This window comes from Streptomyces sp. NPDC039423, from assembly GCF_055598725.1.
Genome location: NZ_JBVKAH010000006.1, coordinates 394708 through 415838 on the forward strand (window position 1 = coordinate 394708; position 21131 = coordinate 415838).

At 72.2% G+C, this 21131-nt stretch carries 22 protein-coding genes and 1 riboswitch; of the genes, 11 read left to right on the forward strand and 11 right to left on the reverse strand.

Annotated elements, in window-relative coordinates:
- A complete protein-coding gene (locus ACZ7LK_RS21590; protein WP_471142869.1) occupies positions 1 to 1956 on the forward strand; it encodes a HelD family protein in 1956 nt (651 codons plus the stop codon).
- An 87-nt stretch (positions 1957 to 2043) separates the two neighbouring features.
- Here ACZ7LK_RS21590 and ACZ7LK_RS21595 read toward each other — a convergent pair whose 3' ends face one another.
- A complete protein-coding gene (locus ACZ7LK_RS21595) occupies positions 2044 to 4302 on the reverse strand; it encodes a heavy metal translocating P-type ATPase (RefSeq protein ID WP_392275003.1) in 2259 nt (752 codons plus the stop codon).
- A gap of 165 nt (positions 4303 to 4467) precedes the next feature.
- On the opposite strand from ACZ7LK_RS21595, the gene ACZ7LK_RS21600 reads away from it, so the two are divergent.
- The 4 genes from ACZ7LK_RS21600 to ACZ7LK_RS21615 all read left to right on the forward strand — a co-directional run bounded on the left by ACZ7LK_RS21600 (position 4468) and on the right by ACZ7LK_RS21615 (position 8120).
- The gene (locus ACZ7LK_RS21600; protein WP_469461105.1) at positions 4468 to 5334 is read left to right on the forward strand and encodes a hypothetical protein; all 867 of its coding nucleotides are present in this window, start codon (positions 4468 to 4470) and stop codon (positions 5332 to 5334) included.
- A 45-nt stretch (positions 5335 to 5379) separates the two neighbouring features.
- Positions 5380 to 6084: a copper homeostasis protein CutC gene (locus ACZ7LK_RS21605; protein WP_392275001.1), complete on the forward strand. Its 705-nt coding sequence runs from the start codon at positions 5380 to 5382 to the stop codon at positions 6082 to 6084.
- 119 nt (positions 6085 to 6203) lie between these two features.
- On the forward strand, positions 6204 to 6857 hold the full coding sequence (locus ACZ7LK_RS21610; protein WP_471142694.1) for an HD domain-containing protein: 654 nt from the start codon (positions 6204 to 6206) through the stop codon (positions 6855 to 6857).
- 54 nt (positions 6858 to 6911) lie between these two features.
- A complete protein-coding gene (locus tag ACZ7LK_RS21615; RefSeq protein ID WP_469461310.1) occupies positions 6912 to 8120 on the forward strand; it encodes a Cmx/CmrA family chloramphenicol efflux MFS transporter in 1209 nt (402 codons plus the stop codon).
- A 40-nt stretch (positions 8121 to 8160) separates the two neighbouring features.
- Here the strand turns inward: ACZ7LK_RS21615 and ACZ7LK_RS21620 are convergent, their stop codons facing one another.
- Both ACZ7LK_RS21620 and ACZ7LK_RS21625 read right to left on the reverse strand, forming a co-directional pair.
- Positions 8161 to 8430, reverse strand: coding sequence for a DUF4031 domain-containing protein (locus tag ACZ7LK_RS21620; protein WP_392274999.1), 270 nt, complete (start codon positions 8428 to 8430; stop codon positions 8161 to 8163).
- The gene (locus ACZ7LK_RS21625) at positions 8427 to 8783 is read right to left on the reverse strand and encodes a hypothetical protein (protein WP_392274998.1); all 357 of its coding nucleotides are present in this window, start codon (positions 8781 to 8783) and stop codon (positions 8427 to 8429) included. Before ACZ7LK_RS21625 ends, ACZ7LK_RS21620 begins: the two co-directional genes overlap by 4 nt.
- A gap of 65 nt (positions 8784 to 8848) precedes the next feature.
- On the opposite strand from ACZ7LK_RS21625, the gene ACZ7LK_RS21630 reads away from it, so the two are divergent.
- The 3 genes from ACZ7LK_RS21630 to ACZ7LK_RS21640 all read left to right on the forward strand — a co-directional run bounded on the left by ACZ7LK_RS21630 (position 8849) and on the right by ACZ7LK_RS21640 (position 12315).
- Positions 8849 to 9796 carry a MurR/RpiR family transcriptional regulator gene (locus tag ACZ7LK_RS21630; protein WP_392274997.1) on the forward strand — a complete coding sequence of 316 codons (948 nt, stop codon included), beginning with the start codon at positions 8849 to 8851 and terminating at the stop codon, positions 9794 to 9796.
- 25 nt (positions 9797 to 9821) lie between these two features.
- A complete protein-coding gene (gene murQ, locus ACZ7LK_RS21635; protein WP_471142698.1) occupies positions 9822 to 10724 on the forward strand; it encodes an N-acetylmuramic acid 6-phosphate etherase in 903 nt (300 codons plus the stop codon).
- A 97-nt stretch (positions 10725 to 10821) separates the two neighbouring features.
- The gene (locus tag ACZ7LK_RS21640) at positions 10822 to 12315 is read left to right on the forward strand and encodes a PTS transporter subunit EIIC (RefSeq protein ID WP_392274995.1); all 1494 of its coding nucleotides are present in this window, start codon (positions 10822 to 10824) and stop codon (positions 12313 to 12315) included.
- 9 nt (positions 12316 to 12324) lie between these two features.
- On the opposite strand, the gene ACZ7LK_RS21645 is transcribed toward ACZ7LK_RS21640, so the two are convergent.
- Positions 12325 to 12531 (reverse strand): hypothetical protein, encoded by a 207-nt coding sequence (locus ACZ7LK_RS21645; RefSeq protein WP_471142700.1) that lies wholly within the window; start codon positions 12529 to 12531, stop codon positions 12325 to 12327.
- Positions 12528 to 12725 (reverse strand): hypothetical protein, encoded by a 198-nt coding sequence (locus ACZ7LK_RS21650; protein ID WP_392274993.1) that lies wholly within the window; start codon positions 12723 to 12725, stop codon positions 12528 to 12530. Before ACZ7LK_RS21650 ends, ACZ7LK_RS21645 begins: the two co-directional genes overlap by 4 nt.
- A gap of 115 nt (positions 12726 to 12840) precedes the next feature.
- On the opposite strand from ACZ7LK_RS21650, the gene ACZ7LK_RS21655 reads away from it, so the two are divergent.
- Together ACZ7LK_RS21655 and ACZ7LK_RS21660 are read left to right on the forward strand one after the other, a co-directional pair.
- Positions 12841 to 13683 carry a helix-turn-helix domain-containing protein gene (locus ACZ7LK_RS21655; protein WP_471142704.1) on the forward strand — a complete coding sequence of 281 codons (843 nt, stop codon included), beginning with the start codon at positions 12841 to 12843 and terminating at the stop codon, positions 13681 to 13683.
- On the forward strand, positions 13664 to 13906 hold the full coding sequence (locus ACZ7LK_RS21660) for a DUF397 domain-containing protein (RefSeq protein WP_471142707.1): 243 nt from the start codon (positions 13664 to 13666) through the stop codon (positions 13904 to 13906). The genes ACZ7LK_RS21655 and ACZ7LK_RS21660 overlap by 20 nt, the downstream gene beginning before the upstream one ends.
- A 22-nt stretch (positions 13907 to 13928) precedes the next feature.
- On the opposite strand, the gene ACZ7LK_RS21665 is transcribed toward ACZ7LK_RS21660, so the two are convergent.
- Both ACZ7LK_RS21665 and ACZ7LK_RS21670 read right to left on the reverse strand, forming a co-directional pair.
- Complete coding sequence (locus tag ACZ7LK_RS21665) at positions 13929 to 14372, reverse strand: SRPBCC family protein (RefSeq protein ID WP_469461095.1); 444 nt, start codon at positions 14370 to 14372, stop codon at positions 13929 to 13931.
- A gap of 34 nt (positions 14373 to 14406) precedes the next feature.
- The gene (locus ACZ7LK_RS21670) at positions 14407 to 15528 is read right to left on the reverse strand and encodes a glycosyltransferase family 2 protein (RefSeq protein ID WP_469461093.1); all 1122 of its coding nucleotides are present in this window, start codon (positions 15526 to 15528) and stop codon (positions 14407 to 14409) included.
- A 327-nt stretch (positions 15529 to 15855) separates the two neighbouring features.
- Between ACZ7LK_RS21670 and ACZ7LK_RS21675 the strand changes: the two genes are divergently transcribed.
- Entirely contained in the window at positions 15856 to 16626 is a 771-nt protein-coding gene (locus tag ACZ7LK_RS21675; protein ID WP_471142710.1) for a TetR/AcrR family transcriptional regulator, read from the forward strand.
- A gap of 45 nt (positions 16627 to 16671) precedes the next feature.
- On the opposite strand, the gene groL is transcribed toward ACZ7LK_RS21675, so the two are convergent.
- From groL to thrC, 4 genes are all read right to left on the reverse strand, one after another.
- Positions 16672 to 18294: a chaperonin GroEL gene (gene groL, locus ACZ7LK_RS21680; protein WP_392274987.1), complete on the reverse strand. Its 1623-nt coding sequence runs from the start codon at positions 18292 to 18294 to the stop codon at positions 16672 to 16674.
- A gap of 411 nt (positions 18295 to 18705) precedes the next feature.
- On the reverse strand, positions 18706 to 18912 hold the full coding sequence (locus ACZ7LK_RS21685; protein ID WP_008743607.1) for a cold-shock protein: 207 nt from the start codon (positions 18910 to 18912) through the stop codon (positions 18706 to 18708).
- 411 nt (positions 18913 to 19323) lie between these two features.
- Positions 19324 to 19602, reverse strand: a complete 279-nt coding sequence (locus tag ACZ7LK_RS21690) for a ubiquitin-like small modifier protein 1 (protein ID WP_156693656.1) — start codon at positions 19600 to 19602, stop codon at positions 19324 to 19326.
- Between the two features lie 24 nt (positions 19603 to 19626).
- Entirely contained in the window at positions 19627 to 20943 is a 1317-nt protein-coding gene (gene thrC, locus ACZ7LK_RS21695) for a threonine synthase (RefSeq protein WP_471142715.1), read from the reverse strand.
- A riboswitch (SAM riboswitch) is annotated at positions 20928 to 21072 on the reverse strand. It overlaps the preceding gene by 16 nt.
- Positions 21073 to 21131: the final 59 nt, after the last annotated feature.

Sequence of the window (21131 nt, forward strand, 5' to 3'; positions counted from 1 at the left end):
ATGCGCGAGGACGTCCAGGCCCTCGACATCCGTGACGTCACCGCGAACTGGGTCAACGCCGCCGTGCTGTCGGCCCAGATCGAGGACCGGATCAAGGCGCTCGCCGACCTGTCCCACACCCCGCTGTTCTTCGGCCGGCTCGACTACCTGCACACCACGCAGGAGGGCCAGAGGTTCTACATCGGGCGGCGGCACGTCCACGACGCGGACGGCGACCCGATGGTCGTCGACTGGCGCGCCCCGGTGTCGCAGCCGTTCTACCGGGCGTCCCGGAAGGACCCGCTTGACGTCGCGCTGCGCCGGCGGTTCGGGTACACGGGCGGTGAGCTGACCGCCTACGAGGACGAGCACCTGTCCGACCCGGAGGAGGCGGAGACGACGTCCCGGCTGCTCCAGGCGGAGATCGAGCGGCCGCGCGTCGGCCCGATGCGGGACATCGTCGCGACCATCCAGCCCGAGCAGGACGAGATCGTCCGCAGCGGCCTGTCCGGCTCCGTCTGCGTCCAGGGAGGGCCCGGCACCGGCAAGACGGCGGTCGGCCTGCACCGGGTGGCCTACCTGCTGTACGCGCACCGGGAGCGGCTGGCCCGCACCGGCACGCTGGTCGTCGGACCGAACCGGTCCTTCCTCCACTACATCGAGCAGGTGCTGCCCGCGCTGGGCGAGTTGGAGGTGAAGCAGGCCACGGTCGACGACCTGGTCGCGCGCGTGGAGGTGCGGGGCGCGGACGAGGCGACGGCGGCCGTCGTCAAGGGCGACGCCCGGATGGCCGAGGTGCTGCGCCGGGCCGTGCGGTCGCACGTGACGCCGCCCACCGAGCCGCTGGTGGTGGTGCGCGGCTCCCGGCGCTGGCGGGTGCCGGCGTACGAGCTGGAGGAGATCGTCCGCGAGCTGCTGGACCGCGACATCCGGTACGGGGCTGCGCGGGACGCCCTGCCGCAGCGGATCGCGCACGCGGTGCTGGTCCGCATGGAACAGGCGGGCGAGGCGCCGGACGACCGGGTCCAGGACGCGGTGGCGCGGAACACGGCGGTGAAGGCGGTGGTCAAGGCGGTGTGGCCGGCCGTCGACCCGGCGAAGCTGGTGCTGCGGCTGCTGTCGGACGCCGCGTTCCTGGCCGAGCACGCGGACGGGCTGCTGACCGCCGAGGAACAGAAGGCGGTCCTGTGGACGAAGCCGCCCCGCTCGGTGAGGGCCGCGCGGTGGTCGGCGGCGGACGCGGTACTGATCGACGAGGCGGCCGACCTGGTGGAACGTACGCCGTCCCTGGGCCATGTGGTCCTGGACGAGGCGCAGGACCTGTCGCCCATGCAGTACCGGGCGGTGGGGCGGCGCTGCTCGACCGGCTCGGTGACCGTGCTGGGCGACCTGGCCCAGGGAACCACCCCGTGGGCGACGGCGAGCTGGGCGGAGGCGCTGGCGCACCTGGGCAAGCCGGACGCGGTGGTGGAGGAGCTCACGGCCGGTTTCCGCGTGCCGCGCGAGGTGATCGCGTACGCGTCCCGGCTGCTGCCGCACATGTCGCCCGGGCTGGCCCCGGTGCGCTCGGTGCGGGAGTCGCCGGGCTCGCTGGAGATCGTGCCGTGCCGGGCGGAGGACCTGGCCGCCTCGGTGGTGGCGGCGTGCCGGGCCGCGCTGCGCCACGAGGGGTCGATCGGCCTGATCGCGGCGGACGCCCGGGTGCCGGTCCTGGCGGACGCGCTGCGCGGGGCGGGCCTGGCGTGGCTGGCACCGGGCGAGGAGACGACCGCCGAGTCCCGTCTGACGCTGGTGCCCGCGTCGCTGGCGAAAGGTCTGGAGTACGACTACGTCGTCCTCGACGAGCCGGCGGCGGTCGTCGACGGCGAACCGGACGAGCGCACCGGCCTCCGCCGCCTGTACGTGGCCCTCACCCGGGCGGTCTCGGGCCTGACGCTCCTGCACGCGGCCCCGCTGCCCCCGGAGTTGGCCCCCTGACGGGGCGCCGCCCCGCACCACCGGCAGGAGCCGGACGGCGGGACGTCCCCACCCACCGGGCAGGAGCCGAACGGCGCCCGGCCGGGCTCACGCGACCGGCTTGAAGCCGCGCAGGCGGAGGCTGTTGCCGACCACGAAGACCGACGAGAACGCCATGGCCGCGCCCGCGATCATCGGGTTCAGGAGGCCCGCCGCGGCGAGCGGCAGCGCGGCGACGTTGTAGGCGAACGCCCAGAACAGGTTGCCCTTGATCGTGGCGAGGGTCCGGCGCGAGAGCCGGATGGCGTCGACCGCGGCGCGGAGGTCACCGCGGACGAGCGTGAGGTCGCCCGCCTCGATCGCGGCGTCCGTGCCGGTGCCCATGGCGAGGCCCAGGTCGGCCTGGGCGAGCGCGGCGGCGTCGTTGACGCCGTCGCCGACCATGGCGACCGAGCGGCCCTCGGCCTGGAGGCGCTTGACCACATCGACCTTGTCCTCGGGCATGACCTCCGCGTACACCTCGTCGATGCCGACCTCGGCAGCGACCGCCTCGGCGACGGCCCGGTTGTCGCCGGTCAGGAGGATGGGCGTGAGGCCGAGCGCCCGGAGGCGGCCGATCGCCTCGGCACTGGTGTCCTTGACCGCGTCCGCGACCTCCAGGACCGCGCGGGCCTCGCCGTCCCAGGCGACGGCGATGGCGGTGCGGCCGGCGGCCTCGGCCTCGTGCTTGGCGCGCTCCAGCGCGGCGGGGAGCTCGATGGACCACGCGGCCAGCAGCTTCTCGCGGCCGACGAGCACGGCGTGGCCGTCCACCACGCCCTGGACGCCGAGGCCGGCGGCGTTGGCGAAGTCCTCGGGGGTGGGGAGCGTGCCGACGCGCTCGGCCGCCCCGGTGGCCACCGCCTTGGCGATGGGGTGCTCGGAGGCGTGCTCCAGGGCGCCCGCCAGGCGCAGCACGTCGTCCTCGTCGGTGCCCTCGGCGGTGTGGACCGCGAGCAGGGTCATGCGTCCGGTGGTGACGGTGCCGGTCTTGTCGAGGACGATCGTGTCGGCCTTGCGGGTGGTCTCCAGGACTTCCGGGCCCTTGATCAGGATGCCGAGCTGGGCGCCGCGTCCGGTGCCGACCATGAGGGCGGTCGGGGTGGCGAGGCCGAGGGCGCACGGGCAGGCGATGATCAGCACGGCGACGGCGGCGGTGAACGCGGCGGTGAGGCCGGAGCCGTTGCCGAGCCAGAAGCCGAGGGTGGCGAGCGCGAGGCCGATGACGACGGGGACGAAGACGGCGGAGATCCGGTCGGCGAGGCGCTGGGCGGCGGCCTTGCCGTTCTGGGCGTCCTCCACCAGCTTGGCCATCCGGGCCAGTTGGGTGTCGGCGCCGATACGGGTGGCCTCGACGACCAGCCGGCCGCCGGCGTTGAGGGTGGCGCCGGTGACGGGGTCGCCGGTGCCGACCTCCACCGGCACGGACTCGCCGGTGAGCATGGAGGCGTCCACGGCGGAGGTGCCCTCGACGACGGTGCCGTCCGTGGCGATCTTCTCGCCGGGCCGGACGACGAAGCGGTCGCCGACCCGCAGCTCGCCGACGGGGACGAGGGTTTCCCGGCCGCCGCGCAGGACGGTGACGTCCTTGGCGCCCAGCTCCAGCAGCGCCTTCAGCGCCGCGCCCGCCTTGCGCTTGGAGCGGGCCTCGAAGTAGCGGCCGGCCAGGATGAAGGCGGTGACCCCGGCCGCGGCCTCCAGGTAGATGTTCCCGGCGCCGTCGCCGCGGGCGATGGTCAGCTCGAAGGGGTGGGTCATGCCGGGCGTGCCGGCGGTGCCGAGGAACAGCGCCCACAGCGACCAGAGGAAGGCCGCCGACGTGCCGACCGAGATGAGGGTGTCCATCGTGGCGGCGCCGTGCCGGGCGTTGGTCCAGGCGGCCCGGTGGAAGGGCCAGGCGGCGTAGGTGACGACCGGCGCGGCGAGGGTGAGGGAGAGCCACTGCCAGTACTCGATCTGGAGCGCCGGGACCATGGCCATGGCGACGACGGGTACGGACAGCACGACGGCCGTGACCAGACGCTGGCGCAGCGGCCGCAGTTCGTCGGCCGGCTCCCGGTCCTCCTCCCGGACCTCGGGCACGGGGGGCTCGGGTTCGCGGGCGGTGTAGCCGGTCGCTTCGACGGTGGCGATGAGGTCGGCGACCCGCACCCCGTCGGCGAAGGTGACCTTGGCCTTCTCGGTGGCGTAGTTGACGGTCGCGGTGACGCCGTCCATGCGGTTGAGCTTCTTCTCGACGCGGGCCGCGCAGGAGGCGCAGGTCATACCGCCGATGGCGAGCTCCACCTCGGCGGTGGGGCCGGGTGTCGTCGTCGTGGGGGTGCTCATGAGTGCTGCTCCTCGCCGATTGATACCCCGACAGGGTATGCCCTTCCGTTCGACTCCTGTATACCCCCGGGGGGTAGGAGGAAGCAAGCGTCGCCCCCGCTTGACTTGATACCCCATGGGGGTATGGTGAGCTGCATTGGGACCCCGCCTCATCAAGGAGCCGTCATGAACACCGGAGCGAAGATCACCGCATTCGCCGCCGCCCTCGCCGCGACCTTCGGCACGGCGTACGGGGTGGGGAAGGGCGTCGGGCCGGTCGTCGCGGCGGAGGAGCGGCCGGCCGCGGCGCACGGGCGGCACGACGCGCCCGCCACGCCCGCCGGAGCGGCCGAACCCCCGGTCCCCGGCGGGCTCCAGATCTCCGAGCGCGGCCGCACCCTGGCCCTGGAGCGGCCGGCCCTCACCGCCGGCGAGCCGGGTGAGCTGCGGTTCCGCATCGAGGACGGACACGGGCGGGCCGTCACGGCGTACGAGCGGAAGCACGGCAAGGAACTGCACCTGGTGCTCGTCTCCCGGGACCTCACCGTCTACCGGCACCTGCATCCCGTACGGGGCGCCGACGGCACCTGGTCGACACCGGTGGAGCTGCCGCGGGCCGGCGACTACCGGGCGCTGGCCGACTTCACGCCCGCGGGCGGCGAGGCGCTGACGCTCGGCGCGGACCTCGCCGTGTCCGGCACGTATCGCCCGGCGCCGCCGCCCGCGCCGAACCGGGTCGCCGAGGTGGACGGCTACCGCGTCGAACTGGCCGGGACGCCCGAGCCGGGGCGGGCGGCAGAACTGACGCTGCGGGTCAGCCGGAACGGAAGGCCCGTCACCGACCTCCAGCCGTACCTCGGCGCGTACGGCCACCTGGTCGCGTTGCGCGCCGGAGACCTGGCGTACCTGCACGTCCACCCCCACGAGGGCCCCGCCGGGCCGGAGGTGGCGTTCACAGCCACGGCGCCGAGCGCGGGGGCGTACCGGCTCTTCCTCGATTTCCGGCACGGCGGGAAGGTGCGTACGGCTGCCTTCACCGTGCACGCGCATTAGGGTGGCATTGGACTAGACCTGTAGCCCGGTGAAAGGGAGCCGTCAGTGAGCAACCGTGCAGTCCTGGAGGTGATCGCCCTCGACGCGGAGGACGCGATCGCCGCACAGGCCGGAGGAGCGGACCGGCTGGAGCTGGTCACCGACATGGCCGCGGACGGGCTCACCCCCTCCCGCGAGACCTACGGGCGGATCCGCGCCGCCGTGGACATCCCGCTGCGCGTGATGCTGCGACTGGCCGACGGCTTCGCGGCCGGCGACGTCGACGCGCTGGTGCGGGTGACCCGGGAGCTGCGCGAGGAGGGCGCCGACGAGTTCGTCCTCGGCTTCCTCGACGCCGAGGGGAATGTCGACCTGGTGACCGTCGAGCGGGTGGTGGCCGAGCTGGAGGGCTGCCGCTGGACGTTCCACCGCGCCCTCGACCGGGCGGCCGACCGGGACGCGGCGCGCAAGCAGCTCGCGGACCTGCCGGGCCTGGACACCTACCTCACCGCCGGCTCGGCCACCGGTGTCGACGCGGGCCTGCCGACCCTGCTCGCCGAGGCCGACGCCGCCCGCCGCGGCGAACCGGGGTACGAACCCCGGCTCCTGGTCGGCGGCGGACTGCGCCTGGACCACGTCCCGGCGCTCCTCGCGGGCGGGATCACCGCCTTCCACATCGGCGGCGCCGCCCGCCCCTCCGGCTGGACCGCCCCGGTCTCCCCCACCGCGGTCCGCACCTGGCGCACCACCCTCGACGCCCCCGCCCCCTGACCCCCGGACCCCGACCGGAGGGCGCCCGCCCCCGGGCGGGCCCGGGCGGTGTGGGCGGGGTGAGCGGGGTGGGCGGGGTGGGCGGGGTGAGCGGGGTGAGCGGGCGGCAGAATGGGCGCATGGCGTCCCTTCCCGCGCACCCCGCCCACGACGACCTCCGCCGGCGCTGGCTGTCGGCCGTACGGGACGCGCCCCATGCCGACCGGTACGCCGAAGACCTGCTCGCCCGCTGGGCCGAGCCGCAGCGGCGGTACCACACCACCGACCACCTGCTCGCCGTGCTGGACCGCGTCGACGAGCTGGCGGACCACGCGGACGACCCCGACCTCGTACGGCTCGCCGCCTGGTTCCACGACGCCGTGTACCTGCCCGAGCGGTCCACCAACGAGGAGCGCAGCGCCCGGCTGGCCGAGCGGGCCCTGCCCGAGCTGGGCTTCGACGGGGCGGCCACGGCGGAGGTGGCCCGCCTGGTCCGGCTCACGGTCACCCACGACCCGGCCGAGGGCGACCGCAACGGCGAGGCGCTGTGCGACGCCGACCTCGCCGTACTGGCCGCCACGCCCGACGCGTACGCCGTGTACGCCGCCGCCGTACGGGAGGAGTACGGCTTCGTCCCGGACGACGCGTTCCGCGCGGGCCGCGCGGCGGTGCTGCGCCAGTTGCTGGGCCTGCCGCGCCTGTTCCGTACGCCCCACGGGGCACGCGCGTGGGAGGAGCGGGCCCGGCAGAACCTGACCACGGAGCTGAAGCTCCTGGAGACCGCGGGAATGTAAGGGATCAACGAGGTGTTGACCCCTGGCATGCCGTCCTCCGCCGATCGCACCCGCATGCCCCTGGCCGTCTACATCCTCGGCCTGTCCGTCTTCGCGCTCGGCACGAGCGAGTTCATGCTGTCCGGCCTGCTGCCGCCCATCGCGGAGGACATGGGCGTCTCCATCCCCCGGGCGGGGCTGCTCATATCCGCCTTCGCGATCGGCATGGTCATCGGCGCCCCGCTCCTCGCGGTGGCCACCCTCCGGCTGCCGCGCAAGACCACGCTCATCGCGCTGATCAGCACGTTCGGCGCCGGGCAGCTTGCGGGCGCGCTGGCGCCCTCGTACGGGATCCTCTTCGCCTCCCGCGTGGTCAGCGCGCTGGCGTGCGCCGGTTTCTGGGCGGTCGGCGCCGCCGTCGCCATCGCGATGGTGCCGGTCGGCTCACGCGCCCGCGCGATGGCCGTGATGATCGGCGGCCTGTCGATCGCCAACGTCCTGGGCGTCCCGGCCGGCGCGTTCCTCGGCGAGCACCTGGGCTGGCGGTCCGCGTTCTGGGCGGTCGGCGCCGCCTCCGCCGTCGCCCTGGCCGGCGTGGTGACCCTCATCCCCCGCATCCCCCTCCCCGACGAGAAGCCACGGCTCCGGCACGAGCTGAGCATCTACCGGGACCGGCAGGTCTGGCTCGCGGTGGCGGTCACCGCGCTCGCGGCGGGCGGCGTGTTCTGCGCCTTCTCCTACCTGGCGCCGCTGCTCACCGACGTGTCCGGGCTGGACGCCGGCTGGGTGCCGACCGTGCTGGCCCTCTTCGGCATCGGCGCGCTGATCGGCACGACGATCGGCGGCCGGGTCGCGGACGCCCACCTGTTCGGCGTGCTGCTCAGCGGCATCACCGCCTCGACGGTGTTCCTGGTGGCGCTCGCGGTCCTCGCCCCCAGCCCCGTCGCCACGGTCGTCCTCTCCTTTCTCCTCGGCGTCTCGGCGTTCTACACGGCCCCGGCCCTCAACGCCCGGATGTTCAACGTCGCCGGGGCGGCCCCCACCCTGGCGGGCGCCACCACCACGGCCGCGTTCAACCTGGGCAACACCGGCGGCCCGTGGCTCGGCGGCACAGTCATCGACGCGGGCCTCGGCTTCCCGTCCACGGCCTGGGCGGGCGCCGCGATGACCGTCCTCGGACTCGCGGCGGCGGCCATGGCCCTGCGCCTGCACTCCTCGGCGTCCCGCGTGGTCACCGGCTCGGCCGTCCCGACGGCCCGGGACCGCGAGACCGCCCGCCGCTGAGCCCACCACCACCCACCGCCCGCGAGGGGCGGGAGCGGCCTCAGTCCGCCGACCGGTGCTTCGGACGGCGCAGACCGGACTCCTGGAGCAGGCGGACCAGTTCCTTCGACCCCACCTCGACCGCGCCCGCCGCCACCGCGTCGGCGTACCGCTCGGAGGGGACGTCGTAGTGGTCCCGGTCGAAGGCGCGGGGCGGGGCGCCGATCCCGGCGGCGAAGGCGTGCAGCTCGTCGTAGGACGTGTCGCTCACCATGTGGGACCACATGCGGCCGTGCCCCGGCCAGTTCGGCGGGTCGATGTAGACCGTCACGTGAGGCCGCCGACCCGGGCCACGACCACGCCCGCCTTGCCGCACACCCAGTGCGGGTCGGGGCCCAGTTCCGGTTCGACGTCCAGCGCGTGCGGGTCGCCGGAGCTGCACACGGGGCACAGCGGCCAGCGGCCGTACCGCTCCAGCAGGGCGTCCTGGACGTCCTGGGCGACGAGACCGGCGAGGTACTCGATGCCTTCCGGCCACTGCTCGACCCACCATCGGCGGTGCGTCACCGCGTCCTCGACGAGGGACACGACCTCGGCCTCGGCGACGTTCCGCGCCATGAGATCGGCGAGGACCAGGGCCCGCGCGGCGTGCAGGGCCTGCTCCAGGGGGTCTACGGCGTCCATGGAGCCATTGTCACCCCAGGTCCGGAGGGGTTGACGGCCCACCGGGCTGAAAATACCTTTCAGTGGTGACCAACAAGGTGAAGGAAATTTTCAGCAACGGTTCGGGGAGCACGGGCAGACCCGGCGGGGAAGCCGCCCCCGCGCCCGCCGCCCTCGCCGCCAAGGTCCGCACCCTCGCGCCCTCCATGACCCGCTCCATGCAGCGCGTCGCCGAAGCCGTCGCCGGTGACCCCGCCGGCTGCGCCGCCCTCACGGTCACCGGCCTCGCCGAGCTCACCGGCACCAGCGAGGCGACCGTCGTCCGCACCGCCCGCCTCCTCGGCTACCCCGGCTACCGCGACCTGCGCCTTGCCCTCGCCGGGCTGGCCGCCCAGCAGCAGTCCGGCCGCGCCCCCTCCGTGACCGCCGACATCGCGGTGGACGACCCGATCGCGGACGTCGTCGCCAAGCTCGCCCACGACGAGCAGCAGACCCTCGCCGACACCGCCGCCGGACTCGACACCATCCAGCTCGGAGCCGCCGTCACCGCCCTCGCCGGCGCGCGCCGCACCGACATCTACGGCGTCGGCGCCTCCGGCCTCGTCGCCCAGGATCTCGCGCAGAAGCTGCTCCGCATCGGACTCGTCGCCCACGCCCACAGCGACCCGCACCTCGCCGTCACCAACGCCGTCCAGCTCCGCTCCGGCGACGTCGCCATCGCCATCACACACTCGGGCTCCACCGGTGACGTCATAGAACCGCTCCGCGCCGCCTTCGACCGCGGCGCCACCACCGTCGCGATCACCGGCCGCCCGAACGGCCCGGTGTCCCAGTACGCCGACCACATACTCACCACCTCCACCGCCCGGGAGAGCGAACTGCGCCCCGCCGCCATGTCGTCCCGCACCAGCCAGCTACTGGTGGTCGACTGCCTGTTCACCGGCGTCACCCAGCGCACGTACGAGACGGCCGCGCCCGCCCTCTCCGCGTCCTACGAGGCCCTCGCGCACCGCCACGCTCCCCGCACCCGCTGACGCACACGACGGAAGAGCACGACAGATGAACCCCTCCGAACTGTCCGGCCTCACCACGGAGGCCTTCCGGCCGGAGCTGGCGGACATCGACCGCCTCCCCACCGCCGAGATCGCCCGCCTGATGAACACCGAGGACCGGACGGTCCCCGGCGCGGTCGCCGCCGAACTGCCCCGCATCGCCGCCGCCATCGACGCCACCGCCGACCGCATGGCCCGCGGCGGCCGCCTCGTCTACGCCGGCGCCGGCACCGCCGGGCGGCTCGGCGTGCTGGACGCCAGCGAGTGCCCGCCCACCTTCAACACCGCCCCCCACCAGGTCGTCGGCCTCATCGCCGGCGGCCCGGCCGCGCTGCTGGAGGCGGTCGAGGGCGCCGAGGACTCCCGGGAGCTGGCCGTCGCCGACCTGGACGCCCTCTCCCTCACCGCCGACGACACGGTCGTCGGCGTCTCCGCCTCCGGCCGCACCCCCTACGCCGTCGGCGCGGTCGAACACGCCCGCGCCCGGGGCGCCCTGACGATCGGCCTGTCCTGCAACCCGGGCAGCACCCTCGCGGCGGCCGCCGAACACGGCATCGAGGTCGTCGTCGGCCCCGAACTCCTCACCGGCTCCACCCGCCTGAAGGCCGGCACGGCGCAGAAGCTGGTCCTCAACATGATCTCCACGATCACGATGATCCGGCTGGGCAAGACGTACGGGAACCTCATGGTCGACGTCCGCGCCTCCAACGACAAGCTCCGCGCCCGCTCCCGCCGGATCGTCGCCCTCGCCACCGGCGCCCCCGACACGGCCGTGGTAGCGGCCCTGGCCGCCACGGACGGCGAGGTCAAGCCCGCGATCCTCACCCTCCTGGCGGGTGTCGACGCCGAGACGGCGACCGCGCTCCTCACCAAGACCGACGGCCACCTCCGGGCGGCCCTGGAACAGTGACCGGCGGCGCCGGCCCGGGGACGAACGGGTGGGCCCACCACCCGCCCACCGGCGCGCACCCGCCCCACGGTGCCGCACCCCTGGCACCATCCGCGCCATGACCCCACCCGCGTCCGACCCCCGCACGACCGCCGCCGACCTCCTCCCCCTCGTCGGCGGCGCCGGGAACGTCACCACCGTCGCCCACTGCATGACCCGGCTCCGCCTCGGCCTCCGCGACCGCACCCTGGTCAGCGACGAGGCCCTCAGGGCCCACCCCGCCGTCCTCGGAGTCGTCGAGGACGGGGCGAGCTACCAGATCGTCCTCGGCCCCGGCACCGTCGCCCGGGTCACCCCCGAGTTCGAGGCGCTCCTCCTCCGGTCCCGGGGCGCCGCCCTGAGGGCCGGCCGGAAGGCCCGTAACGCCACCCCCGCCAAGCTCCTTCTCCGCCGCGTCGCGAACATCTTCGTGCCGCTCATCCCCGCCCTCATCGGCTGCGGCATCATCGCGGGCTTCAACGGCCTGCTCCTCAACCTCCACCGGCTCCCCGCCCTCACCCCCGCCCTCACCGCCATCGCCTCGGGCTTCATGGCGCTGATCGCCGTGTTCGTCGGCGTCAACACCGCCACGGAGTTCGGCGGTACGCCGGTCCTGGGCGGCGCGGTCGCCGCGATCGTCGTCTTCCCCGGGGTCGCCAAGGTCGAGGCGTTCGGCCAGCAGCTCGCACCCGGCCAGGGCGGAGTCCTCGGCGCCCTGGCCGCCGCGCTGCTCGCCGTACGGATCGAGAAGTGGTGCCGGCGCCGCGTCCCCGAGTCCCTCGACGTGCTGCTCACGCCCACGCTCACGGTGCTGCTCTCCGGCCTCGTCACCGTCTACGGCCTGATGTTCCTCGCGGGCGAGGTGTCCGCCGCCATCGGCAACGCCGCCGACTGGCTCCTGGTACGCGGCGGCGCGGCGGCCGGATTCGTCCTCGGCGGGCTCTTCCTGCCCCTGGTGATGGTGGGCCTGCACCAGGCACTGATCCCCATCCACGCCACCCTCATCGAGCAGCAGGGCCACACCGTGCTGCTGCCCATCCTCGCCATGGCGGGCGCGGGCCAGGTCGGCGCCGCCGCCGCCGTCTACGTACGGCTCCGGCGCAACACCGCCATCCGCCGCACCATCAGGTCCGCCCTCCCGGCCGGCCTGCTGGGGGTGGGGGAGCCCCTGATCTACGGCGTCTCGCTGCCGCTCGGCCGCCCCTTCGTCACGGCCTGCGTCGGCGGCGCCTTCGGCGGCGGGTTCGTCGGCCTGTTCGGCATGCTCGGCGAGCCCGTCGGCGCCACGGCGATCGGCCCGTCCGGCTGGGCCCTGTTCCCCCTCCTCGCGGGCGGCACCGGCCTCGGCACGACGATCGCGGTCTACGCCGGCGGGCTGCTCACCGGCTACGTGGCCGGCTTCCTCGTCACGTACTGCTTCGGCTTCGGCAGGACGCTCCTCGAAGAGTTCGACGTGCCCCCCGAGGAGCCGGCCGCCCCCGGGGCCACCCGTGGCGCCGGGGCCACCGGGGGCTCCCCCGCCCCCGCCCCGCAGGCCTCCGAAGCGCCCGTCACCCCACCACCGGCTCCTTGACCACCCCCTTCAGGGCAGGCGCCCCCGCTGGTTCAACTCCCGAACGCGTGCGCGCAGCACCTCACCCGGCGGCGCGGGGGCCAGGGCGTCGGCGGGACAGTCCCACTCCCGGCCGCCGCCCGGTGGACGCAGTTGTACGTAGCCGCCGAAGTGCCCCATCACCTCGCCGATCCGGCCGTCCCGGCCGTCGATCACGTACTCGGGCCCGCCGCTCATCGCCGCGCCTCGTGCAGCACGGCGATCAGCCGCATGGCCGTGTCCACGTTGCAGCGTCCCAGGTCCACCAGCGGATACGGCATCTCGCTCGCGGCCGACACCGGGTCCACCCGCAGGGACGGCAGCGTCACGCCCACTCTGCCGAGCTCGTCCCGCAGTTGGTCCACCACGTGCTCCACGGATCGCATCCCCATGACCAGGCACCTCCACGCTGAGTGTTCGGCTTCTGTACACAGCGTGGTCGATTGGCGGCTAGTCTGAACACAAAGGCGGCCCAACAACCCCATCTGTGCTAACGGGAGTTGACACATGCCCGGTCCAAAGGATCTCGACCCGTCTTCCTCGCCCAGGGCACTGCTCGGCGCCGAGCTGCGCCATGCCCGCGAGAACGCCAGGCTCAGCCAGGACGCGCTGGGCCTGAAGCTCTTCGTGAGCGGCTCGTTCATCGGCCAGCTCGAAGCGGGTACGCGGCGGATGCAGCCGGAGTTCGCGGCACAGATCGACGAGATACTGGGCACGAACGGGTTCTTCCAGCGGAACTGCCAAGCCGCCAACAGGTCGCGGTATCCCGATCACTTCGCGGAAGCGGCGGAGGCGGAAGCGGTCGCGACCGCCATCAAGGAGTACGCACCGCTGCTGATCCCGGGCGTGTTGCAGACGGAGGGGTACGCACGGGAGGTCTTCCGCGCGTACCAGCCGACCGCCACGGAGGACGTCATCGACGGCCTGGTCGACGCCCGCCTGGCTCGCGCCCGCATCCTCGACGATCCGACGACGCCGTTGTTCTGGGCGGTCCTGGACGAGGCCGTGCTGCAACGCAGGGTCGGCGGTCCGGCGGTGATGGCCGAGGCGTTGCAACACATCACGCGGTTGGGCCGCGCCCACCGGGTGATCGTGCAGGTCCTGCCGTTCGTGGCAGGCGCGCACATGGCACTGGAGGGTGCCGTGAAGTTGATGGCCTTCGACGACGCACCACCACTGGCCTACCTCCAGGGCCTGGGGACAGGCCAGTTGCAGGACGACCCGGCCACCGTCAAACGCTACGAACTGTCCTACGATCTGCTCGGGGCCAGTGCACTGTCACCCAGAGAATCCCTGGCTCTGATCGCATCAGTGGCGGAGGATTACGCCCATGAAGATCGACATCCTTGAGTGGCGCAAGTCGAGCTACAGCGACGGCAGCAGTGGCAACTGCCTCGAAGTCGCCACGTGGCGAAAGTCCACGTACAGCGGCGGCAGCGGCGGCGACTGCCTCGAAGTCGCCGACGGCCACCCGGACATGATCCCCGTCCGTGACTCCAAGAACCCCACCGGCCCGGTGCTCGTGTTCCGGGCCGCCGCATGGTCCTCGTTCGTGGCGGACCTCAAGCGATAGCGCGCCACCGCGACCCCGGGGGTCACGCCCCGGGGCCGTAGCGCGTCTCCAGGAGGTGCCGCAGCAGCGCGAGGTCCTTGCGGTTGGCGCGGCGCATCGCGGCGGCGACGACCCGGCTGCCGCCGTCGCCCCGGTTGCGCAGGGTCATCAGCGTTCGGTCGCCCCCGGGGCCGTAGGGCTCCCAGGTGTAGGTGGTCTCCATGGGGAACGGCCCCTGGTCGGCGCGCATCACCAGTCGGCGGCCGGGCTCGTACGCGACGATCTCGTAGGTGTACACGAGCCTCCGGCCGAGGAAGCGGGCGACGAACGCGGCCCGTGCGCCGACCTCGACCTCCGCCGGGGTCTCCCACTCGACGGAGACGATGTTGAGGTACCACTCGGGCGCGTTCGACGGGTCGGCGGCGTAGGCGGCGACGAGGTCGCACGGGGCGCCGATGACGGTCTCGGTGAGGACGTCGACGGCCATGGGTCCAGCGTATGCCCCGGCTGCGAGCGGGGGCTCAGGCCCGGCCCTTCTCGTAGGTGACCAGGCCGTGGGTGAGCTTCAGCGGGACGCCGATCAGCTCCACCAGGAGGGCCTTCCATGCGTAGACGATGTTGACCATCTTGTTCATATAGACGAACGGGAAGTTGCGGAGGATGCGCAGCCAGGACAGGTGGCGGCGTCTTATCGCGTAGATCAGCGGCAGCCACATCAGCACCATCTCGAAGCCCAGCCACCACATCAGGGTGGTGCCGACGTCCTGGTGGAGGACGAAGATCAGGAAGAACGGCATGACGTACCAGAGTGGCGCGGTGACGATGTCCCAGCAGGCGATGAGGATCCAGAGGAACAGCATCGGCTTGTGGCAGATCATGCCCTTGGAGTGGATGCGGACGTTCTGGAAGAAGCCGGCCATCCAGCGCCATACCTGCTTGCGCAGGTAGGTGAGGTCGGAGGGGTCGGCCGCCCACGCGACGGCGTCGCCGACGTAGACCGCGCGACGCCCCTCGATCTGCTTGCTCCAGGTGTAGTCCATGTCCTCGACGATGGTCCGCTCGGGAAAGCCCCCGAAGCTGCGCAGTTCGTCGGTGCGGAAGGCCGAGCAGCAGCCGGAGCAGACGACCGGGCTGTTGGCGGCGTTCTGGATCGGCCGCTGGAAGTGGAAGCCGAAGAGGTACTCGATGCACCGGCCCCGCTCGGTCGCCCTGTCGTCGAACCTGGTCTGGACGCAGCCGGCGGCGATCGCCACGCGGTCGTCGTGGAACGCGGCCTCGATCAGTTCGACGTAGTCGGGCGCGAGGAGCGTGTCGGCGTCCACCGGCAGGACCAGGTCGGTCCGCACCGCGGGCAGCCCGTAGTTCTGGGCCTTCGCCTTGCTCCCCCGGTTGCGCTCGGGTCGGACGACGGTCACGCCGTAGGACCGGGCGATGTCGCCGGTGCGGTCGGTGGAGCAGTCGTCGACGACGATGATCTCGTCGAAGGGGTCGGTCTGGTCGAGGAGGGACCGGAGCGTGTCACCGATGGCCTCCTCCTCGTTGTGGGCGGGGACCAGGGCGGTGACGGACAGCCGTCCCGTCCCGGGCCCGGGATGTCGTACCGGCGTGACGTCCTCACGCTCGATGGTGCCGACGGGGGTCATCAGTGATCCCTGAACCAGCTCAGCGTCTTGCCGACGACCGTCGCGATGATGCCGACGACGGCGTACAGAGGCCAAGAGATTCCGGTGTGTGCGAGTGAGCCGTACATGGTGTGCCGACTTCCCTGAAATGCGGTTCGAGGGGAGGGGCGCGATCGATGGCGCCGGGGGCCGCCCGCGCCGGGAGGCGCTTACGGGCTAACCGTGGGTCGTACGTTTACGTTGTATACCCGATTGTTCACCCGGGAGAAGTGCCACGTCAAGCCCCAAATGGGAAATACGTATACAAAGGCCGTGTACGGTGTAGATACGACGAGGGGACGGCAGCCGATGGCTCATGACGACACGGCCGGCGGCCGGCGCGCCAGTGACAGAGGGCGTTACGGGCGGCTCACCCGCGAGCGCGTGCTGGCGGCCGCCCTCGGGGTGGTCGACGCGGAGGGGCTGTCGGCGCTGAGCATGCGCCGCCTCGGCGCCGAGCTCGGCGTGGAGGCCATGTCGCTGTACCGGTACCTGCCCGGCAAGGGAGCCCTGCTGGACGGACTGGTGGAGGCACTGCACCAAGAGGTGGAGGAGCTCCTGGCGCCGGACGCCGACGCGGGAGCGGGCCCGGGAGCGGACGGGGACGCCGAGGACTGGCGCGCGGGGCTCCAGCGGATCGCCCGCGCCACGTACGCCGTCGCCCTGCGCCACCCCGAGGTCGTGCCCCTGCTCGCGACCCGGATGCTGAGCGTGCCGCTCGCCCGCCGGCCGGCCGCCGTGCTGCGCGTCGACGAGCGGGTCCTCCGCCTGCTGTACCAGGCGGGGCTGGACGAACCCACCGCGACGGCCGCCCACCGCGCCTTCACCGCCTGGCTGCTCGGCTACCTGCTGGTGGAACTGCGCGCGATGGTCGACGCGCCCGACGAGCCGGAGCCGGCGTTCCGGCTCGGCCTGCACCGCATGCCCGCCCAGGACTTCCCGCGCCTCCGCGCGAGCGCCGTGTCCCTCTCCGGCCGGGGCGGGCGCGAGGAGCTGGCCGCCGGGGTCGACGCGCTCCTCGACCGCGTGACCGGCGCCCGGCCCCGGGAAACGCCCGAGGGCGGCACCCCCTGGGAGTAGGGGTGCCGCCCTCGGAACGAAAGGACTGTGTCCGATCCGCGAGGATCAGAAGTCCATGTCACCGCCCGGCATGCCGCCCGGAGCACCGGCCGCGGCCTTCTCCGGCTTGTCGGCGATGACGGCCTCGGTGGTGAGGAACAGCGCCGCGATGGAGGCCGCGTTCTGCAGAGCGGAACGGGTCACCTTGGCGGGGTCGATGATGCCCTCGGCGATCATGTCGACGTACTCGCCGGTCGCGGCGTTCAGGCCGTGGCCGACGGGCAGGTTGCGCACCTTCTCGACGATGACGCCGCCCTCGAGACCACCGTTGACGGCGATCTGCTTCAGCGGGGCCTCCAGCGCCAGGCGAACGATGTTCGCGCCGGTCGCCTCGTCGCCCTCGAGCTCGAGCTTCTCGAAGACCGAGGAGGCCTGGAGCAGGGCCACGCCACCACCGGCGACGATGCCCTCCTCGACGGCGGCCTTGGCGTTGCGCACCGCGTCCTCGATGCGGTGCTTGCGCTCCTTGAGCTCGACCTCGGTGGCGGCACCGGCCTTGATGACGGCCACGCCGCCGGCCAGCTTCGCCAGACGCTCCTGGAGCTTCTCGCGGTCGTAGTCCGAGTCCGAGTTCTCGATCTCGGCACGGATCTGGTTGACGCGGCCCGCGACCTGGTCGCTGTCACCGGCACCGTCGACGATGGTGGTCTCGTCCTTGGTGATGACGACCTTGCGGGCGCGGCCCAGCAGGTCCAGGCCGGCGTTCTCGAGCTTGAGGCCGACCTCCTCGGAGATGACCTGGCCACCGGTGAGGATGGCGATGTCGTTCAGCATGGCCTTGCGGCGGTCGCCGAAGCCCGGGGCCTTGACGGCGACGGACTTGAAGGTGCCGCGGATCTTGTTGACGACCAGGGTCGACAGGGCCTCGCCCTCGACGTCCTCGGCGATGATCAGCAGCGGCTTGCCGGACTGCATGACCTTCTCCAGCAGCGGGAGCAGGTCCTTCACCGAGGAGATCTTCGAGTTGACGATCAGGATGTACGGGTCGTCGAGCGACGCCTCCATACGCTCCATGTCGGTGGCGAAGTACGCCGAGATGTAGCCCTTGTCGAAGCGCATACCCTCGGTGAGCTCCAGCTCCAGACCGAAGGTCTGGGACTCCTCGACGGTGATGACGCCTTCCTTGCCGACCTTGTCCATGGCCTCGGCGATGAGCTCGCCGATCTGGGTGTCGGCGGCGGAGATGGAGGCCGTGGAAGCGATCTGCTCCTTGGTCTCGACATCCTTCGCCTGCTCGAGCAGCGCGCCGGAGACGGCCTCGACGGCGGTCTCGATGCCGCGCTTCAGGGCCATCGGGTTGGCGCCGGCGGCGACGTTGCGCAGACCCTCGCGGACGAGCGCCTGGGCGAGGACGGTCGCGGTGGTCGTACCGTCACCGGCGACGTCGTCCGTCTTCTTGGCGACTTCCTTGACCAGCTCGGCGCCGATCTTCTCGTACGGGTCCTCGAGCTCGATCTCCTTGGCGATGGAGACACCATCGTTGGTGATCGTGGGGGCGCCCCACTTCTTCTCGAGGACGACGTTGCGACCCTTGGGGCCCAGGGTCACCTTGACGGCGTCGGCGAGCTGGTTCATGCCGCGCTCGAGGCCGCGCCGTGCCTCCTCGTCGAACGCGATGATCTTGGCCATGTGAAGTGGTCCTCCCGGACTGGGGTGGATGCTCCGGACCGCGCTGGCGCCCGCGACGGACGGTCTGCCTGCCTGAGGTGGTTCCTTGCCCCACCGGCCTGCGGACCTCACCGACCCGGTCCTTCGTTGTCACTCTCACCTTCAGAGTGCTAACGCCAATGATTAGCACTCGACCCCTGCGAGTGCAAGCGCCTCTCGCGGAGAGAACCCCCTCGGGGGCCTCCGCCCGGGGGCGCGGCGCGTCCCGGCCGGCCCGGAGAAACACCGAGGGGCCCGGGCGAATGCCACGGGCCCGGACGAACGCCGAGGGGCTCGCGTCCCCTGGAACGCGAGCCCCTCGGCTCTTGACGTGCGGTACTGACGAGACTTGCGATGTCGACAGTCGATGGTCGGTCGATCGCGACGCGGCTCTCAGCCGGCGGCGAGCTTGACCATGTCCGCCTGCGGACCCTTCTGGCCCTGCGAGATCTCGAACTCGACCCGCTGACCTTCTTCAAGGGTGCGGTAGCCGTCCATCTGGATCGCGCTGTAGTGGACGAAAACATCCGCACCACCGTCGACCGCGATGAAGCCGTACCCCTTCTCCGCGTTGAACCACTTGACGGTGCCCTGAGCCATGCCTAACTCCCCTATTACTGGCCCTTGCACAGGACCGCACTTCGCGGACCCGGGTCAGACCTCGCCCCCCTGACAGGTGGAGGCGTGCGCCGGAACGCGTCGACCGCCGCTGAATGTATCTGCCCAACTGCCGTCTGCAACAGGTCAATCGGACGAGAAATCCGAGCACGCGTGAACGGAAAAGGGGGCTGAAGTAGCCAAAATCCCGGGCAAGTCGGGCCGGGCAAAGCGCGCAAATGGCGCAACTCTCGGGCTCACATTGACTGCATCTTGTCGCGACCGCGCACCTTCTCATATGCGTGCGGCACAGGCGGTGGCGGGGACTTCCCCAACTCTACCGCGCTCAACCATGCAGAATTGCCCCCTCCGCTTTCTCTCGCGGAGGGGGCAATGTCCGTCACGCTGCGTACGTCAGCAGCCGCCCGCGACGGCCGGGATGATCGACACGCCGGCACCGTCGGGCGTGGCGGTGGCCAGACCGTCCTCGAAGCGCACGTCGTCGTCGTTGACGTACACGTTCACGAAGCGGCGGAGCTTGCCCTGGTCGTCCAGGACACGCGCGGCGATGCCCGGGTGGTTCTTCTCCAGCGACTCGATGACCTCGGAGAGGGTCGCGCCCTCCGCCGGGACCTCGGCCTGGCCGCCCGTGTACGTACGGAGGATGGTGGGGATGCGGACGTTGACGCTCATGTCGTGGTGCTGCCTCTCAGTCGGTCAGGCCAGGCCGGCGGCGCGGAAGGCGTCCAGGCTCGGGCGGATGGTGGCGGTCGGGCCGGTGGTCGGCGCCACCGCGTCGAGGGTCTTCAGGCCGTCGCCCGTGTTGAGCACGACCGTGGTGAGCGACGGGTCCAGCACGCCCGCCTCGATCAGCTTCCTCGTCACGCCCACGGTCACCCCGCCCGCCGTCTCGGCGAAGATGCCCTCCGTGCGCGCCAGCAGCTTGATCGCGTCGACGATCTGCTCGTCGTTCACGTCCTCCACCGCGCCACCCGTGCGGCGGGCGATGTCCAGCACGTACGGGCCGTCCGCCGGGTTGCCGATGGCCAGCGACTTCGCGATCGTGTTCGGCTTCTGGGGCCGCACGACGTCATGACCGGCCTTGAAGGCCGCCGACACCGGGGAGCAGCCCTCCGCCTGCGCACCGAAGATCCTGTACGGCTTGTCCGCGACCAGACCGAGCTCGACGAGCTCCCGGAGCCCCTTGTCGATCTTCGTGAGCTGGGAGCCGGACGCGATCGGGATGACGAGCTGGTCCGGCAGCTCCCACCCGAGCTGCTCGCAGATCTCGTACGCCAGGGTCTTGGAACCCTCCGCGTAGTACGGCCGCAGGTTCACGTTCACGAAGCCCCAGCCCTCGCCCAGCGGGTCGCCGATGAGCTCGGAGCAGAAGCGGTTGACGTCGTCGTAATTGCCCTCGATGCCGACCAGCTCACCGCCGTACACGGCGGCCATGACGACCTTGCCCTGCTCCAGGTCGTGCGGGATGAACACGCACGAGCGGAACCCGGCCCGCGCCGCCGCGGCGCCCACGGCACCCGCCAGGTTCCCCGTGGAGGAGCACGACAGCGTGGTGAAGCCGAAGGCACGGGCGGCCTCCAGCGCCTGGGCGACGACCCGGTCCTTGAAGGAGTGCGTCGGGTTGCCGGAGTCGTCCTTCACGAACAGCTTGCCCGGCTCGACGCCCAGCTCGCGCCCCAGGTTGTCCGCCCGGACGAGCTTGGTCCAGCCGGGGTTCAGGTTCGGCTTGTCCGCCACGTCGGACGGCACGGGCAGGAGAGGGGCGTACCGCCAGATGTTGGCGGGACCGGCCTCGATCCGCTTGCGCAGGGCTTCCGGGTCACCCACCGGCAGGTCGTAGGCGATCTCCAGCGGCCCGAAACACAGCTCACAGGCGAAAACCGGGCCGAGCGGGAAGCGCTCGCCGCATTCGCGACAGGAGAGGGCGGAAGCAGGCCCGAGGTCGACGTTCTTGGCGGTGGCGACAGTCTGTACAGCCATGGAGGCGAGGCCCTTTCTCCTCATCTTCCTCATGGCGCACTTCGCCATGAGACGGATTTGGCACCTTCCCTAGCCGGGGCCTCGCGCAAGAGCTGACGAGTGCCGACTGGAGGGTTGCCGGGGCTTCAACGGGCCGTGTCCCTCTGCCCCTCTGGATGAGCGGTATTCGATTGTGTGGTGCGTGTTCACCAACGTGGGGACCCGACATGCGACGGTCATCC